The sequence below is a fragment of the Aeromicrobium sp. Root495 genome, assembly GCF_001426755.1.
Lineage (GTDB): Bacteria > Actinomycetota > Actinomycetes > Propionibacteriales > Nocardioidaceae > Aeromicrobium.
In genome coordinates this window covers 419,627-434,001 of sequence record NZ_LMFJ01000002.1, presented here as the reverse complement: position 1 = coordinate 434,001, position 14,375 = coordinate 419,627, and the positions used below count along the sequence as shown (strand labels likewise).

Sequence of the window (14,375 nt, the reverse complement as noted above, 5' to 3'; positions counted from 1 at the left end):
GATCGTGGGGTGGTCACCCTCGACGACTTGCAGGTCAGCACCCTCGGTCCGTGCACCGTCCGGTCCCCGCTCGCGCGCTACGTCGGCGGTCGCGAGACCAACGAGTACTACGTCGGCGAGACCGACCGGATCCTCTACGACGACACCGTCGAGCTGTTGCTCGCCCGAGGCCTGCCCCTCGAGTCCCTCCCGACGTTCGAGTCCGGTGGCCCGCGGGCCGAGCTGTACTTCGAGCCGAGCGACGTGAAGGTCGGCATCGTCACGTGCGGCGGGCTCTGCCCCGGCCTCAACGACGTCATCCGCGCCCTCGTGATGGAGCTGCACGAGCACTACGGCGTCACCGAGATCACCGGGTTCCGCAACGGCTACGCCGGTCTCGTCCCGGAGCTCGGTCTCGAGCCCATCGACCTCACGCCCTCCTTCGTGGCCAACATCCACGAGCGGGGCGGAACGGTGCTGGGCTCGTCGCGGGGCGCGCAGGACCCGGCGGTGGTCGTCGACACCCTCCAGGCCCGCGGCATCAACGTGCTGTTCGTCATCGGGGGCGACGGGTCCATGCGCGGTGCCCACCGGATCGCGCAGGAGGCGCTCTCGCGCGAGGTCGACATCGCGGTCGTGGGCGTGCCCAAGACCATCGACAACGACATCCCGCACATCGGCCAGAGCTTCGGGTTCCAGACCGCCTACGCCCGGGCCTCGCAGTCCATCAAGGCGGCCAAGATCGAGGCCGAGGCGAGTCTCAACGGCATCGGCGTCGTGAAGGTGATGGGTCGCCACGCCGGGTTCATCGCGTGCTACTCGGCCGTCGCCAACCACGACGCCGACTTCGTGCTCATCCCTGAGGTGCCCTTCTCGCTCGACGGCGACAACGGGCTCCTCGCCCACGTGCGGCGACGCGTGGAGCAGCAGGGACACGCCGTGATCGTCGTGGCCGAGGGCGCCGGCCAGGAGCACCTGCCCACCGACGAGACCACCGACGCGTCGGGCAACCAGCGGCTCGCGGACATCGGCCGACTCCTCCGCGAACGCATCGGCGACGACTTCGCCACGCGGGGCGAGGAGGCCATGTTCCGCTACTTCGACCCCGGCTACTTCATCCGTTCCGTCCCGGCCGACCCGGCCGACGCGGTCTACTGCGCGCGGCTCGCCCAGACGGCGGTCCACGCGGCCATGGCAGGCCGGACCGACCTCGTGGTGGGGCGACGCCGCCACCGGTTCGTGCACGTCCCCATCGAGCTGGTCACCCAGCGCACCCACCACGTCTCCCCCGACGGCGACCTGTGGCTCAGCGTCCTCGAGTCCACGGCCCAGCCCTTCGACATGCGCTGACCCGGCCACCACGGCGCGCAGGCCCAGCCCCGCGGTGCGGCTAGCGTGGCCCCATGCGTGCTGTCGTGGTGACCGGTCCGGGTGACGTGGATGCTCTGACCATCGGGGAGGTGGACGACCCGGTCGCGGGTGAGGGCGAGGTCCTGGTCCGCGTGGCCGCAGCCGGCGTCAACCGCGCCGACCTGCTGCAGCGCCGCGGCTTCTACGACCCGCCGGCCGGCGTCACCACCGTGATGGGGCTCGAGTGCTCGGGCACGGTCGAGGCGCTGGGCGCCGGCGTGGAGGACCTCGAGATCGGTGCCGAGGTGTGCGCCCTGCTGTCCGGCGGCGGGTACGCCGAGCTCGTCGTCGTGCCGCGTGGACAGGTGGCCCCGGTGCCGGCCGGGCTCCCGCTCGTCGACGCCGCCGGCCTCATGGAGACCGCCGCCACCGTCTGGTCCAACGTCTTCATGACGGCCCGCCTCGCGGAGGGCGAGTGGCTGCTGGTCCACGGAGGTGCCAGCGGCATCGGCACCACGGCCATCCAGCTGGCCAAGGCCCGCGGCGCCCGCGTGGCCGTCACGGTGGGCAGTCCCGAGAAGGCCGACTTCTGCCGCCGGCTGGGCGCCGACCTCACGATCGACTACCGCGAGCAGGACTTCGCGGAGGTGCTGCGGGAGCAGAGGATCCGCATCGACGTCGTGCTCGACATCATGGGCGCCAAGTACCTCGAGCGGAACGTCAAGGTCCTCGGTCGCGGCGGTCGTGTGGTCACCATCGGGATGCAGGGCGGGGTGAAGGGTGAGCTCGACCTGGGCACGCTGCTGTCCAAGAACGCCTCGGTCACGGCCACGTCGCTGCGCTTCCGGCCGGTGGAGGAGAAGGCAGAGATCGTGCAGCAGCTCGTGAGCGAGGTGTGGCCGCTCGTCGAGCAGGGCGCGCTGCGTCCGGTCGTGCACGCCACGTTCCCGCTCGAGGAGGTGCGGCAGGCCCACAGCACGCTGGAGGAGTCGAGCCACACGGGCAAGGTCCTGCTGACGCTCGCCTAGGAGCGTGCTCACGGCTCCGCTACTAGGCTGGATGCCATGACCGAGCCTCAGCCCAACGCGCCCCTCGTCGGCCACGTGGTCGACGACGAGGCCGCCCCGTCCGACGGCGAGAAGTCGCCCACGCCCCTCACCGACCTGGTGGAGCAGCCGGCCAAGGTGATGCGCATCGGTGGCATGATCCGCCAGCTCCTCGACGAGGTGAAGGCGGCACCGCTCGACGACGCGAGCCGAGCGCGCCTGCGCGACATCCACAGCCAGTCCATCAAGGAGCTCAAGGACGGCCTGGCCCCCGAGCTCATCGAGGAGCTGGAGCGACTGAGCCTGCCGTTCGAGTCCGAGGCGCCCACCGACGCCGAGCTCCGCATCGCGCAGGCACAGCTGGTCGGATGGCTCGAGGGCCTCTTCCACGGCATCCAGGCCGCCCTCTACGCGCAGCAGGTCCAGGCCCAGGCGCAGCTGCAGAACATGCGCCTGGCGTTGCCGTCGTCAAACGACGGCAAAGGTGACGATTCGGCTTCTTCGGCCGAAAATGTCGCCACGGGGGGCATGTACCTCTAAACTGGCCACGATGTGACGGGAAGAGGGAGCCCATGACCATCGTGTTTGACACGATTCTGCCGCCGTGCGCCAGCACGCCGGAAAACTTCAACGACGGCGCCGGCTCGGCGTCCGTCGCGCACCGCGCGTGCGCCGGATGTCCGATGCTCGTCGACTGCCTGTACCGGGCCGTGGTCGAGGTCGACGTCTCCGGCTTCGTGGCGTGCACGACGGAGTCCGACCGAGCCGCCATCCGACGATCGCTCGGCATCCAGGTCGTCGACCAGGCTGCTCAGGCCCAGTACGGGCTCGCCCGTGCCGCCGGGAGCCCGGTGAGCCACGAGTCGGTGCTGGCTGCGCGGGGTTCGTACCCGCACGACACGTGCCAGCAGCTCGCGGAGCGGCTCGGTTGCTCCACCTCCACGGTGAAGCGACACCTGCGCCGGGCCCGTCAGTCCGCCGAGACGCCCGCCACCTCCGTGCCGGAGCAGCGACGCGTCCCCACGGTCGACGACGTCCTCGACGCCTTCGACACCCTGGAGACCAGCCAGTACGCGTGAGCCTGCACGGCGCACCGCGCCCGAACGGCTCACGCAGGTCGTGATCAGGACCAGCTGACGCGTCGAGCTCGAACGACCCCGTCGGGCGACGGAGCCGGACGGGCTAGACCCAGCGCCGGAGCTCGGCGGCCAGGCCGTCCTCGTGGACGCTGCCGGTGACGTCGTCGGCCACGTCGAGCAGGTCGGGCGGGGCCTGGCCCATGGCCACGCCGCGGCCGGCCCAGCGCAGCATCTCCAGGTCGTTGTTCCCGTCGCCCACGGCCAGCACGTCGGCCGGGTCGATGCCGAACCGGCCGCACAGGACGTCGAGCCCCGAGGCCTTGGAGACGCCGTCGGGCGCGATGTCGAGCCACGCCGTGTAGCCGATGTAGTAGTTCGTGTCGTGCAGGCCGAGCCCGGCCACGACCTTGGCGAAGTCGTCGGCGTCGTGCTCGGGAGCCCGGATCACCACGCGCGCCACAGGCTCGGCGATGAGCTGCTCGACGTCCTGCACCGTGATGGCACCGCTCACCTCGCCGGCGGGGAAGTGCTTGTTGACGCGGTAGCCCACGCCGATGTCCTCCACGGCGACGATCGCGTCGGGCACCTGGGCCAGAACGCGCATCACTGCCTCGGACGCGTCGAACGTGACGCTGTGGACGATCTCGAAGGGGTCGTAGCCGAAGACGACGGCACCGTTGCTCGCCACGCCGAGCCCGCCCTCGGACTCGGGGAGGTGGAGCCCGAGTCGCTCGGCCACCTCGACGACGCCGGGGACGGCGCGCCCGGTGGACAGCACCACGAGGATGCCGGCGGCTCGCACGGCGTCGACGGCGGCCTGGACCGCCGGGCTGATCACGTTGTTCTCGTCGACGACCGTGCCGTCGATGTCGAGCGCGACGAGCCGAGGCGACCAGCTCACGCGATGGGCTCCAGGACCTCGCCGAGGAACGGGTGCAGGACGGCGGGGAGCCGCACCGAGCCGTCGGGCTGCTGCCCGTTCTCGAGCAGCGCGATGATCGTGCGCGTCATGGCGCACAGCGTCCCGTTGAGCGTGGCCGCGGGAGCGGTGCCGGTGGAGCCGTCCTCGGCCGTCGTGCGCAGCCGGGTGTTGAGGCGGCGCGCCTGGAACTCGGTGCAGTTGGACGTGGACGAGACCTCGCGGTACTTGCCCTGCGAGGGGATCCACGCCTCACAGTCGAACTTGCGGATGGCCGAGAGGCCGAGGTCGCCCGAGGCGACGTCGATGACGCGGTAGGGCAGCTCGAGCGACTCGAGCCACTCCCGCTCCCAGCCCAGCAGCCGCTCGTGCTCGGCGTACGACTCCTCGAGCGAGGTGTAGACGAACATCTCGACCTTGTCGAACCAGTGCACGCGGAAGATGCCGCGGGTGTCCTTGCCGTAGGAGCCGGCCTCGCGGCGGTAGCAGGGGCTGAAGGCGGCGTAGCGCTTGGGCACCGAGCCCTCGAGGATCTCGTCGGAGTGGTAGGCCGCGAGCGGCACCTCCGACGTTCCCACGAGGTAGAGGTCGTCCTTGGGCAGGTGGTAGACGTCGTCGCCCGAGCCCTGGCCGAGGTAGCCCGTGCCGTCCATGGCGCTGGGCTTCACGAGGGCCGGGGTGATCATGGGGGTGAAGCCCCAGGTGGCGGCCTTGCTCATGGCGAGCTGGAGCAGCGCGATCTCGAGCTGCGCGCCGACCCCGGTGAGGAAGTAGAAACGGGCGCCGCTGACCTTGGCGCCACGCTCGACGTCGAACGCGCCGAGCATCTTGCCGAGCTCGAGGTGGTCGCGGGGCTCGAAGCCCTCGGCCGCGAAGTCGCGCGGGGACCCGACCTCCTCCAGGACCACGAAGTCGTCCTCGCCGCCCTGGGGCGCCTCGGGCGAGGCCGGGTTGGGCAGGGCCCTGAGCAGCGTCATGAACGCCTCGGCGGCGACGGACTGTGCCGCCTCCGCCTCCTTGACCTTGGCGCTGAGCTCCTTGGTCCGGGCCAGGAGAGCCTGCTTCTCCTCACCCTGCGCCTTCGGGATGAGGGCACCGAGGTTCTTCTGCTCCGACCGGACGGCCTCGAAGGTCACGATGGACGATCGCCGTGCCGCGTCGGCGGCCACGAGCTCGTCGATGAGCTCGGGGGCCTCGCCGCGTCGGCGCTGAGCCTCGCGCAGGGATTCGGGGTCGTCTCGAAGGAGTCGGGCGTCGATCACGCGCCCAGCCTATCGACGTGCTGCCAGAGCGCCCCGGCCCCTGCAGGGCAGGACCGGCGTTGACTACGCTGTATCGACCGACTCGCCCAGGGCCGCACCGACGCGCCCGCTCCGGAAGGACCTGCCGTGCCGCTCGACCTGCGTCGCGCCCAACCCTCCGTGGGAGGGGTCTACGGCGGCATCCTCGTCACCACGGCAGTCGTCTTCGCCTTCCTCGCCACCGCGATCGGCACCGACACCCCCGCCACGCAGCGCCTCGACGACAAGATCGCGCCGTGGGCGCACGACCTCACCGCCGACCAGCCCTGGCTGCACCATGTGTTCGAGGGATTCGCCGCGGCGTTCTCCACGCTCCCGGTCGCGGCCGTGCTGCTCGTCATCGTCGTGGTCTCCCTGTGGCGTCGGGAGCCCCGCATCGCCGTGTGGTCCGCGGCGAGCGGCCTCCTGGTCCTGCTCGGCAACCCCGCGATCAAGGCGGTCTTCGAGCGGCCCCGCCCGCCGTGGGACGAGCCGCTGCACGAGATCGGCGGCTGGTCCTTCCCGAGCGGGCACTCCTCCGGCGCGGGCATGCTCTGCACGGTCCTGGTGCTCCTCACCATCGTGCTGACCGGCCGCGGGTGGCGTCGGCGCCTCCTCATCACCGTCTGGGTCCTGCTCGGCCTCGCCACCGCCGCGAGCCGGGTGTTCCTCGGCGTCCACTACTTCACCGACGTGGTGGCCGGCCTCGTGCTCGGCATCTTCGTGACCGTCCTCGCCTGGGTGGTCGTGGTGGCGTCCCGTCCGCGTCTTCCCTCCGAGCTGGCGGTGCTGACCGGCACCGGCGCCCGCCGCGTGGCGGTCGTGCTCAACCCGGCCAAGGTCGGCGACGTCGAGGACTTCAAGGCCCGGGTGCTGCAGGTGGCCCTCCAGCACGGCTGGTCCGAGCCGCACTGGTTCGAGACCTCGGTGGAGGACCCCGGCTACGGTCAGGCGCAGCAGGCCCTGGAGCTCGGCGTCGACCTCATCATCGCCGCAGGTGGCGACGGCACGGTCCGCGCGGTCTGCGAGGAGGCAGCCCGCACGGGCGTGGCCATCGGCGTCATCCCGCACGGCACGGGCAACCTGCTGGCCCGCAACCTGGGCGTGCCACTGAACTCACGTGACGCGCTGGAGGTGGCGTTCGGCGGCCAGGACAAGGCCATCGACCTGGCCACATTCCGCACCGACTCCGACGTGGACACCACGTTCCTCGTCATGGCCGGTCTCGGCATGGACGCCATGATCATGACCGGGGTCGACGACAACCTGAAGCAGAAGGTGGGCTGGGCGGCCTACTTCGTGTCCGGGGTCAAAGCGCTGCGCTTCCCGGGCATGAAGGTCACCATCACCGTCGACGACGAGGAGCCGCGGACCTTCCGGGCACGGACCGTCGTCATCGGCAACGTCGGCTTCCTGCAGGCCGGCATCCCTCTCCTCCCCGAGGCGCGGATCGACGACGGGCGACTCGACGTCGTGGTGCTGGCACCCCGTCGCTTCTTCGGCTGGCTCGCCATCGTGGCGCGCGTCCTCACACGGCAGAAGCGGACCAACGACCGGCTCGACCGCTTCACCGGACGGGTCGTGCGGGTGTCCGCCACCTCGCCCACCCCCATGCAGCTCGACGGCGACCCCGTCGGCGAGGGTCTGGAGATCACGGCCGAGGTGCACCCCGGCGTGCTCCTCGTCCGGGTGCCGGCGCTCCCCACGGGCGTCGCCGGCTGATCCTGCCGCCGCGCGAGGGCCTCAGGCGAAGCGTGTGTAGCCGTGCGCGGCGTTGAGGCGGTCGTAGACCTCACGGGCCAGCTCCGCGCGACGCGGTCCGAGCGTCGTCAGGTCCACGACCTTCTCGCCGTCGGTGGTCGTGAGGCGCAGCGCGGCGGTGGACAGGTCCACGCCCTCGACGTCGATCCACTCGACCCTGGTCCCGCGGGCCCGCAGCCCGACGTCGTCGAGCCGCGCCACCACCGGCGGCCGCAGGCCGAAGCGCGCGGCGACCAGAAGGGCCACGACCGCGATCGCGGCGAAGACCCAGCCGACGACGCCCAGGGGCCCGCCCCGCGGTGCCAGCAGGAAGGCCACCACGACCCCGACCGCGGACACGACGAATCCGACGCCGACCATCAGAAGGGCGGCGCCACGGTCGACGCGATAGATGCTCATCGCAGAGGGGGCGGGATTCGAACCCGCGGCTGACATTTCTGCCAGCGACCGCTTTCAAGGCGGTTCCGATCGGCCACTCCGGCACCCCTCCACGCCGGTCCGACCTCGTCGTGACGGTGCGCTCCGGCGTCCGCCGATTCTCGCACCCGGCGCAGTGTCGGCACGCGAGGGGGCTACTTGAGCGGGGCGAGGCGGGCCGGCTCCACGCGACGCTCCGGCACGACGGCACGGGCGCGCTTGGCCGACGGCGGCCTCACGACGAACCAGGTGACCACGACGCCGAGGGCCAGTCCGAGCACCGCCGAGTAGAGCGTCGACATGGCGATGTAGGTGGGGAAGGCGCCGGGCGAGACGAGCGACGTGGTGAGGACACCGGTGCCGAGGACGGCGAACACGAGGATCCACCAGCCCTCACGACGTTGCGACCGCAGCGAGACACCCACGACGAGCGCCGGGAAGCCGATGAAGACCTCGACGGGCCGAGGCACGCCCTGGAAGGTGGTGCGCATCCAGATGACGAGCTCGTCGAGGTTCTCCACGAGCGCCTGCGAGCCGTGGGACCGCACGAGGCTCGAGTAGACGAGCAGCACCACGAGCACCACGGCCACCCCCACGAGCAGGGTGAGGTTCTGACGGCCGAGGCCGTGCAGACCTGCGCCGAGGCTCCACACCATGACGATGGCCAGGCCCAGGGCCACGGCGAGGACGGCGAGGTTGAAGCGCTGGTAGTTCACGGGAGCGTTCCAGGCTGCGACCGCGACCGTGCCGCTGAGCGCCACCGACAGGGAGATGACGTACTCCCGCATGGCGGTGAGCGGCCGGTAGGCAGGGCGGGTGATCATGACCGCCCACACGGCCGCCAGCACCGCGGTCGTGGCCGCCGCCGCGGAGAGCAGACCGGTGGCCTGGGTGCCCACGGCCGCGACGGCGAGGACGCCGGTGATGGTCCCCCAGATCCGCATGTGCCCGCCGGCGCGGTGCGTGAGACCGATGCCGAACACCACCAGCAGCAGGCCGGCCGCCGGTCGCTCCACCCACGACGGGACGGGCGTCTTCACGACGGCCGTGGCCGCGAGCAGGGTCCCCACCACCCACGCTCCGATGACGACGGAGATGACGAGCTGAGCGGTGCGGTCGTCGGTGAGTCGGGGACGACGGGTGGGGATGTCGTAGTCGACCGGGATGGTGGTGTCGAGACGGCGACGCCCGGCGGGAGCGGCCATCAGACGCGCACCTCCAGCCGTCGGTTGGCCAGCGAGGGATTGGTGTGGCGCGCTTGCGCGACGGCGCTCGGGTCCAGGTCGACCCTGAGCCCATCCACCTCGTCGGGACCCGCCTCGGCCAGTACCTGGCCCTGGGGGTCGAGCACGAGCGAGTGGCCCGTGTAGCGCTCCCCGCCCTGGGCCGCGGCCACCACGTGGACGAGGTCCTCGATGGCGCGTGCGGTCAGGAGGGTGCGCCAGTGGTGCAGCTTGAGGTCGCCGGCGACCCAGGCGGCCGGCACGACCACGACCTCCGCACCGGAGTCGACGAGAAGCCGCGCCATCTCCGGGAAGCGCAGGTCGTAGCAGGTCATGAGCCCGACCCGGGTGCCGGCGACGTCGAGCACGAGCGGCGCCGGCTCACCGGCGACGAGACGGTCGGACTCCTTGTAGCCGAAGGAGTCGTAGAGGTGGATCTTGCGATAGGAGCCGAGGAGGGATCCGTCGGGGCCGAGGGCCACGAGCGTGTTGAACGGGAGGTCGCCCGCGCTCTCCTCGAACATGCCGGCCACGACGGTGGCGCCCAGCCTGCGGGCGTGCTCCGCCAGCAGCTGCACGAAGGGGCCGTCGAGCGGCTCGGCCGCCGCGGCCAGGTCGTGGTCGGGAGACCCGAAGTCGTGCATGGCGGCCTCGGGCAGCACGACGAGGTCGACGTCCGACGCGATCGCGCCGAGCCGGTCAGCGACCAGCCGGCGGTTGGCGTCGGAGTCGGTGCTCGAGGCGAGCTGGACCACGGCGACACGCATGGCCGCCATTCTCGCAGGTCTCGCCTGAGAGCAGGATGAGGTGGCCCCAGGGGCGTGCGACGCGGACGGGGAGAGCCGTCCGCCGTCCCGCATGGTGAGATCCTTGTCCGTGGGCTGGTAATGGTGCGACCGTGAGGGGGTACGTCTCCCTCCCCAGCCCCGCAGGAGCATCCATGAGTGACCAGTGGTCGTTCGAGACCAAGCAGATCCACGCAGGTCAGGTTCCTGACCCCACCACCGGCGCCCGCGCGCTGCCGATCTACCAGACGACGTCGTTCCAGTTCCGCGACACCGACCACGCCGAGGCGCTCTTCAGCCTCGCCGAGCCGGGCAACATCTACACGCGCATCATCAACCCGACGCAGGACGTCGTGGAGCAGCGCCTCGCCGCGCTCGAGGGCGGCATCGGCGCACTCCTCTTCGCCTCGGGCCAGGCCGCCACCACCGGCGCGCTCACCAACGTGGCCGAGGCCGGCGACCACATCGTGGCCTCGTCCAGCCTCTACGGCGGCACGGACAGCCTGCTGCGCCACACGTTCCCCAAGCTGGGCATCAACGTCAGCTTCGTCGCAGACCCCAACGATCCCGAGCAGTGGCGCGCCGCCACGCAGGAGAACACCAAGGCGTTCTTCGGCGAGACGATCGGCAACCCGCAGGGCGACGTCCTCGACCTCGAGGCCATCTCCGCCGTCGCTCGCGAGGTCGGCGTGCCGTTCATCGTCGACAACACCATCGCCACCCCGTGGGGCCTCAACCCGTTCCAGTTCGGGGTCAACACCGTCGTCCACTCGGCCACCAAGTACATCGGCGGTCACGGCACGACCATCGCCGGCGTCGTCATCGACTCCGGCACGTTCGACTACGCCGCCCACGGCGACAAGTTCCCCGGCTTCACGACGCCCGACGACAGCTACCACGGGCTCGTCTTCTCCGAGGCGCTCGGCGAGGCCGCCTACATCGCCAAGCTGCGCGTCCAGTACCTGCGCAACATCGGTGCGGCCATCAGCCCCTTCAGCGCGTTCCTCATCGCCCAGGGCCTGGAGACGCTGAGCCTGCGCGTCGAGCGCCACTTCGAGAACACCCGCAAGGTCGCTGAGTGGCTCGAGGCCCGCGAGGACGTCAACGAGGTCCGCTGGGCCTCGCTCGACTCCAGCCCCTACAAGGCGCTCGCCGACAAGTACACGCCCAAGGGCGCCGGCGCCGTGCTCACGTTCGAGCTGCCCGGCGGCCGCGACGCGGGCCGTGCGTTCATCGACTCGCTCGAGCTGTTCAGCCACGTGGCCAACATCGGCGACGTCCGCTCGCTCGCCATCCACCCGGCGTCGACCACGCACTCGCAGCTGAGCGAGCAGGAGCAGGCGGCCACCGGCGTCACGCCGGGCCTCGTGCGCCTCGCCGTCGGCCTCGAGCACATCGACGACATCCTGGCCGACATCGACGCAGGACTGCGCGCGGCCAAGTGACCCGCCCGATCCACCCGGATCTCCCTCCCGTCAGCGGTGCGTGGCGGGAGGGAGATCCTGTCGGTTCACGACGCTTCGCCCGGCTCGGACCACTCGGGCTGGAGTCCGGCGACAAGCTCGACGACGTCGTCCTCGCGTACGAGACGTGGGGGACGTTCACCGGCTCCAACGCCGTGCTCGTGCTGCACGCCCTCACCGGCGACAGCCACGTCGTCGGCGAGGCCGGACCCGGGCACGTCTCGCCCGGCTGGTGGGGCGACGTCGTGGGTCCCGGCGGCGACATCGACACCGACCGCTTCTTCGTGGTGGCGGCCAACATCCTGGGTGGCTGCCAGGGCAGCACCGGTCCGGCCTCACCCGCGCCCGACGGAGCCGCGTACGGCAGCCGCTTCCCCGACCTCACGGTGCGGGACCAGGTCGCGGCGGAGGTGGCCCTCGCCGACCGGCTCGGCATCGAGCGCTGGCACGCCGTCATCGGCGGGTCCGCCGGTGGGATGCGCGCCCTGGAGTGGGCTGTCGAGCACCCCGGACGCGTGGAGCGCCTCTTCCTCCTGGCCACCTCGGCCTGGGCCTCGGCCGAGCAGGTCGCCCTCTCCACCACCCAGCAGGCCGCCATCACCCACGACGCCGCCTACGCGGACGGCGACTACTACGAGAACGCCGTCGGCCCCGTCGGCGGGCTCGAGGTGGCCCGCCGCATCGCCCACATCAGCTACCGCAGCGAGCACGAGCTGGCCGAGCGGTTCGGTCGGGAGCGGGAGCCCGACGGCGTCACGTTCTCGGTCGCGTCCTACCTCGAGCACCACGGCGTCAAGCTGGCCCAGCGGTTCGACGCCGGCTCGTACCTCGTGCTCACGCGCGCCATGGACTCCCACGACGTCGGACGCGGTCGCGGCGGCGTCGAGTCGGCCCTGCGCCGCATCACGGCGCGCACCGTCGTGGCGGGCATCGACTCCGACCGGCTCTATCCCCTGTCGCAGCAGCAGACACTCGCCGAGCTGATCCCGGGCGCCAAGCGCCTCGACGTCGTGAACTCCCTGCACGGCCACGACGGGTTCCTCGTGGAGCACGAGCAGGTCGGTGCGCTGGCCTCCGCGCTGCTCGGCCGGGGCCCCCGCAGCACCTGACCGAGAAACTGCCCCAAGGTCACGCGAGACGTCGCCCGGGGGGCATACGCTGAACCGGTCCGGGGGGACACCACGACGGAGGACAGGAGCAGTCCCGTGATGGAGATCCCTCTCGACGGCTGGTGCGTCCAGGTCTTCCACCTCGGTGCCGACGTCGACGTCGTCGCGCTGACCGCGGCCGTCATGGCCCGCGTGCCCGGCGCCACGTGCTCGGACGGCGACACGGACGCCGGCTGGCTCACGATCGAGACGCTCGACGAGCCGGCCCTCGTGGCGTCCGTCCACGACACGGTCCGCTCGTTCGACGCGGCAGCCGTGGCCCAGGTGGTCTCGCGGCCCACGGTGGCCGGACTCCTCGCGGGCTAGACCAGCTTGCGCACGACACCCAGGGGCGCGTGCTTCATGACCTGTCCGAGCGGGGCCCACGGCCACTGGGGCGCGGACGCCTCGGCCACTTCCTTCTCGATGGCCTTGAGCATGGAACGGACGCCCGTCGCGGTGTCGACCATGAGCTTCTGCTCCTGCTCGACCTTCTCGTTCATCTCCGAGGCGATGTAGCCGGGGAAGATGGTGGTGACCGCGATGTCGAGCCCCTTGCGACCCAGGAGGTCCATGCGGATGCCCTCGGCGAGATGGGCGATCCCGGCCTTGGTGGCCGCGTAGGTGGTCATGCTCGACGGCATGCCGCGCAGCGCGGAGATCGAGGAGATGACGACGAGGTGGCCGGCCTTGCGCTCGTAGAAGTGCTCCATGGCGGCTTCGCACTGCGCGAGCGCCGCGATGAAGTTGGTCTCCGCGGTCTCCTTGTTGGCGGCGAACTTGCCCGTGCCGATGCGCCCGCCCTTGCCGAGCCCCGCGTTCACGATGACGCGGTCGAGCCCACCGAGGTCGGCGGCGGCCTGACGCACGACGGCGAAGACCTGGTCGTGGTCGTTGACGTCGAGAGCGTGCACCACGACCTCGACGCCGGGATGAGCCGCCCCGATCTCGTTCTTGAGCTCCTCGAGCCGATCGACCCGACGGGCCGTGAGGGCGAGGTGATGTCCCTGCGCGGCGAGCTGGCGGGCCATCTCCGCCCCGAGGCCCGAGCTGGCACCCGTGATGAGGACGTTCTTGCGCATGGTCAGCCCTTCGCCTTGGACTTCATCCGGGCGGCCGCACGGAACATCATGCGGTCGTAGACGGGGCGGGCGAGCCGCTTCGCGTTGTAGGCCACCACGGCGTCGCGGTCGGGAAGGATCAGGTACGTGTTGCGGCGCACCTGCTTGAGCACCTCGGCAGCCACGCCGTCGGCGGTGCGGTCCGAGTTGTTGATGAGCTTGGCGGCGGTGCGCTGGGCGGCTTCGTCCTTGCCGCGCATGGAGTCGCTCAGGTTGGTCTTGAAGAACGTGGGGCAGATGACGCTGACCTTGACGTCCCACGGGTTCAGCTCGTGGCGCAGCGTCTCGCTCAGCGCGACGACGGCCGCCTTCACCGCGTTGTACTCGCTCATGGTGGGCGCGTGCACGAGGCCGGCCGCGGAGGCGGTGTTGACGATGTGGCCCGAGCCCTGCTCCTTGAGCATCGGCACGAACTGCTTGCAGCCGCGCACCACGCCGAGGAGGTTGATGTCGATGATCCACTGCCACTGGTCGATCTCGGAGAGCTCGATGCGACCGCCCGCCGCGACACCGGCGTTGTTGAACAGCAGGTCGAGGCCGTCGAAGTTCTCCACCACCCACGTGTAGGCGCGGTCCCAGTGGGCGTCGTTGGTGACGTCGAGCGTCAGGTAGGTGACGTCTCCGGCGGCGAGGAGCTCGGCCGGGGCCTCGGCGTGGATGTCGGTGGCGAGCACACGGCTGCCGGCCCGGGCGAGCTGCTGGGCGAGCGCGAGCCCGAGGCCGGAGGAGGCGCCCGTGACGAGCGCGCGGGTGCCGGAGGTGAAGGTCGTCATGTTTCAGATACTACCGGTATCTGAGTTGGGT

At 71.1% G+C, this 14,375-nt stretch carries 15 protein-coding genes and 1 tRNA gene; 8 read left to right on the top strand and 8 right to left on the bottom strand.

All coding sequences use genetic code 11. From position 1 onward, the window contains the following. The first annotated feature begins 9 nt into the window (after positions 1 to 9). Genes ASD11_RS16205 through ASD11_RS16190 form a run of 4 tightly spaced genes read left to right on the top strand, consistent with a single transcriptional unit; the run spans position 10 to position 3,454 of the window. Entirely contained in the window at positions 10 to 1,329 is a 1,320-nt protein-coding gene (locus ASD11_RS16205; protein ID WP_056289964.1) for an ATP-dependent 6-phosphofructokinase, read from the top strand. Positions 1,330 to 1,382: 53 nt separating this feature from the next. After that, positions 1,383 to 2,357, top strand: a complete 975-nt coding sequence (locus ASD11_RS16200) for an NAD(P)H-quinone oxidoreductase (RefSeq protein ID WP_056289961.1) — start codon at positions 1,383 to 1,385, stop codon at positions 2,355 to 2,357. Positions 2,358 to 2,393: 36 nt separating this feature from the next. Then, a complete protein-coding gene (locus ASD11_RS16195; RefSeq protein WP_082554510.1) occupies positions 2,394 to 2,915 on the top strand; it encodes a bacterial proteasome activator family protein in 522 nt (173 codons plus the stop codon). 32 nt (positions 2,916 to 2,947) lie between these two features. Continuing rightward, positions 2,948 to 3,454 (top strand): WhiB family transcriptional regulator, encoded by a 507-nt coding sequence (locus tag ASD11_RS16190; RefSeq protein WP_156464849.1) that lies wholly within the window; start codon positions 2,948 to 2,950, stop codon positions 3,452 to 3,454. A 103-nt stretch (positions 3,455 to 3,557) separates the two neighbouring features. On the opposite strand, the gene ASD11_RS16185 is transcribed toward ASD11_RS16190, so the two are convergent. Together ASD11_RS16185 and serS are read right to left on the bottom strand one after the other, a co-directional pair. Further along, positions 3,558 to 4,355: an HAD family hydrolase gene (locus ASD11_RS16185; protein WP_056289955.1), complete on the bottom strand. Its 798-nt coding sequence runs from the start codon at positions 4,353 to 4,355 to the stop codon at positions 3,558 to 3,560. Beyond that, entirely contained in the window at positions 4,352 to 5,635 is a 1,284-nt protein-coding gene (gene serS / locus ASD11_RS16180) for a serine--tRNA ligase (protein WP_056289953.1), read from the bottom strand. Before serS ends, ASD11_RS16185 begins: the two co-directional genes overlap by 4 nt. A gap of 126 nt (positions 5,636 to 5,761) precedes the next feature. Between serS and ASD11_RS16175 the strand changes: the two genes are divergently transcribed. Then, on the top strand, positions 5,762 to 7,375 hold the full coding sequence (locus ASD11_RS16175; RefSeq protein ID WP_056289950.1) for a phosphatase PAP2 family protein: 1,614 nt from the start codon (positions 5,762 to 5,764) through the stop codon (positions 7,373 to 7,375). A gap of 21 nt (positions 7,376 to 7,396) precedes the next feature. Here the strand turns inward: ASD11_RS16175 and ASD11_RS16170 are convergent, their stop codons facing one another. From ASD11_RS16170 to ASD11_RS16155, 4 genes are all read right to left on the bottom strand, one after another. Next, positions 7,397 to 7,813, bottom strand: coding sequence for a hypothetical protein (locus tag ASD11_RS16170; RefSeq protein ID WP_056289946.1), 417 nt, complete (start codon positions 7,811 to 7,813; stop codon positions 7,397 to 7,399). Between the two features lie 2 nt (positions 7,814 to 7,815). Further along, positions 7,816 to 7,904: transfer RNA gene (locus ASD11_RS16165), tRNA-Ser, on the bottom strand. An 82-nt stretch (positions 7,905 to 7,986) separates the two neighbouring features. Continuing rightward, positions 7,987 to 9,036, bottom strand: a complete 1,050-nt coding sequence (locus ASD11_RS16160; RefSeq protein ID WP_056289943.1) for a hypothetical protein — start codon at positions 9,034 to 9,036, stop codon at positions 7,987 to 7,989. Continuing rightward, on the bottom strand, positions 9,036 to 9,821 hold the full coding sequence (locus ASD11_RS16155) for a carbon-nitrogen hydrolase family protein (protein WP_056290477.1): 786 nt from the start codon (positions 9,819 to 9,821) through the stop codon (positions 9,036 to 9,038). The genes ASD11_RS16160 and ASD11_RS16155 overlap by 1 nt, the downstream gene beginning before the upstream one ends. A gap of 173 nt (positions 9,822 to 9,994) precedes the next feature. Between ASD11_RS16155 and ASD11_RS16150 the strand changes: the two genes are divergently transcribed. The 3 genes from ASD11_RS16150 to ASD11_RS16140 all read left to right on the top strand — a co-directional run bounded on the left by ASD11_RS16150 (position 9,995) and on the right by ASD11_RS16140 (position 12,777). Continuing rightward, entirely contained in the window at positions 9,995 to 11,284 is a 1,290-nt protein-coding gene (locus tag ASD11_RS16150; protein WP_056289940.1) for a bifunctional o-acetylhomoserine/o-acetylserine sulfhydrylase, read from the top strand. Then, a complete protein-coding gene (gene metX / locus ASD11_RS16145; RefSeq protein WP_056289937.1) occupies positions 11,281 to 12,411 on the top strand; it encodes a homoserine O-acetyltransferase MetX in 1,131 nt (376 codons plus the stop codon). Before ASD11_RS16150 ends, metX begins: the two co-directional genes overlap by 4 nt. 96 nt (positions 12,412 to 12,507) lie before the next feature. Next, a complete protein-coding gene (locus ASD11_RS16140; protein ID WP_156464848.1) occupies positions 12,508 to 12,777 on the top strand; it encodes a hypothetical protein in 270 nt (89 codons plus the stop codon). On the opposite strand, the gene ASD11_RS16135 is transcribed toward ASD11_RS16140, so the two are convergent. Together ASD11_RS16135 and ASD11_RS16130 are read right to left on the bottom strand one after the other, a co-directional pair. After that, positions 12,774 to 13,532: an SDR family oxidoreductase gene (locus ASD11_RS16135; protein ID WP_056289933.1), complete on the bottom strand. Its 759-nt coding sequence runs from the start codon at positions 13,530 to 13,532 to the stop codon at positions 12,774 to 12,776. The two genes, ASD11_RS16140 and ASD11_RS16135, sit on opposite strands and share 4 nt — an antisense overlap. Positions 13,533 to 13,534: 2 nt before the next feature. After that, a complete protein-coding gene (locus ASD11_RS16130; RefSeq protein WP_056289930.1) occupies positions 13,535 to 14,344 on the bottom strand; it encodes an SDR family NAD(P)-dependent oxidoreductase in 810 nt (269 codons plus the stop codon). Between the last annotated feature and the right edge of the window lie 31 nt (positions 14,345 to 14,375).

Coding starts and splice junctions, on each gene's coding strand:
- ASD11_RS16200 (WP_056289961.1), top strand. CDS start 1,383: ATGCGTGCTGTCGTGGTGACCGGTCCGGGTGACGTGGATGCTCTGACC.
- ASD11_RS16195 (WP_082554510.1), top strand. CDS start 2,394: ATGACCGAGCCTCAGCCCAACGCGCCCCTCGTCGGCCACGTGGTCGAC.
- ASD11_RS16190 (WP_156464849.1), top strand. CDS start 2,948: ATGACCATCGTGTTTGACACGATTCTGCCGCCGTGCGCCAGCACGCCG.
- ASD11_RS16170 (WP_056289946.1), bottom strand. CDS start 7,813: ATGAGCATCTATCGCGTCGACCGTGGCGCCGCCCTTCTGATGGTCGGC.
- ASD11_RS16160 (WP_056289943.1), bottom strand. CDS start 9,036: ATGGCCGCTCCCGCCGGGCGTCGCCGTCTCGACACCACCATCCCGGTC.
- ASD11_RS16155 (WP_056290477.1), bottom strand. CDS start 9,821: ATGCGTGTCGCCGTGGTCCAGCTCGCCTCGAGCACCGACTCCGACGCC.
- ASD11_RS16150 (WP_056289940.1), top strand. CDS start 9,995: ATGAGTGACCAGTGGTCGTTCGAGACCAAGCAGATCCACGCAGGTCAG.
- ASD11_RS16135 (WP_056289933.1), bottom strand. CDS start 13,532: ATGCGCAAGAACGTCCTCATCACGGGTGCCAGCTCGGGCCTCGGGGCG.
- ASD11_RS16130 (WP_056289930.1), bottom strand. CDS start 14,344: ATGACGACCTTCACCTCCGGCACCCGCGCGCTCGTCACGGGCGCCTCC.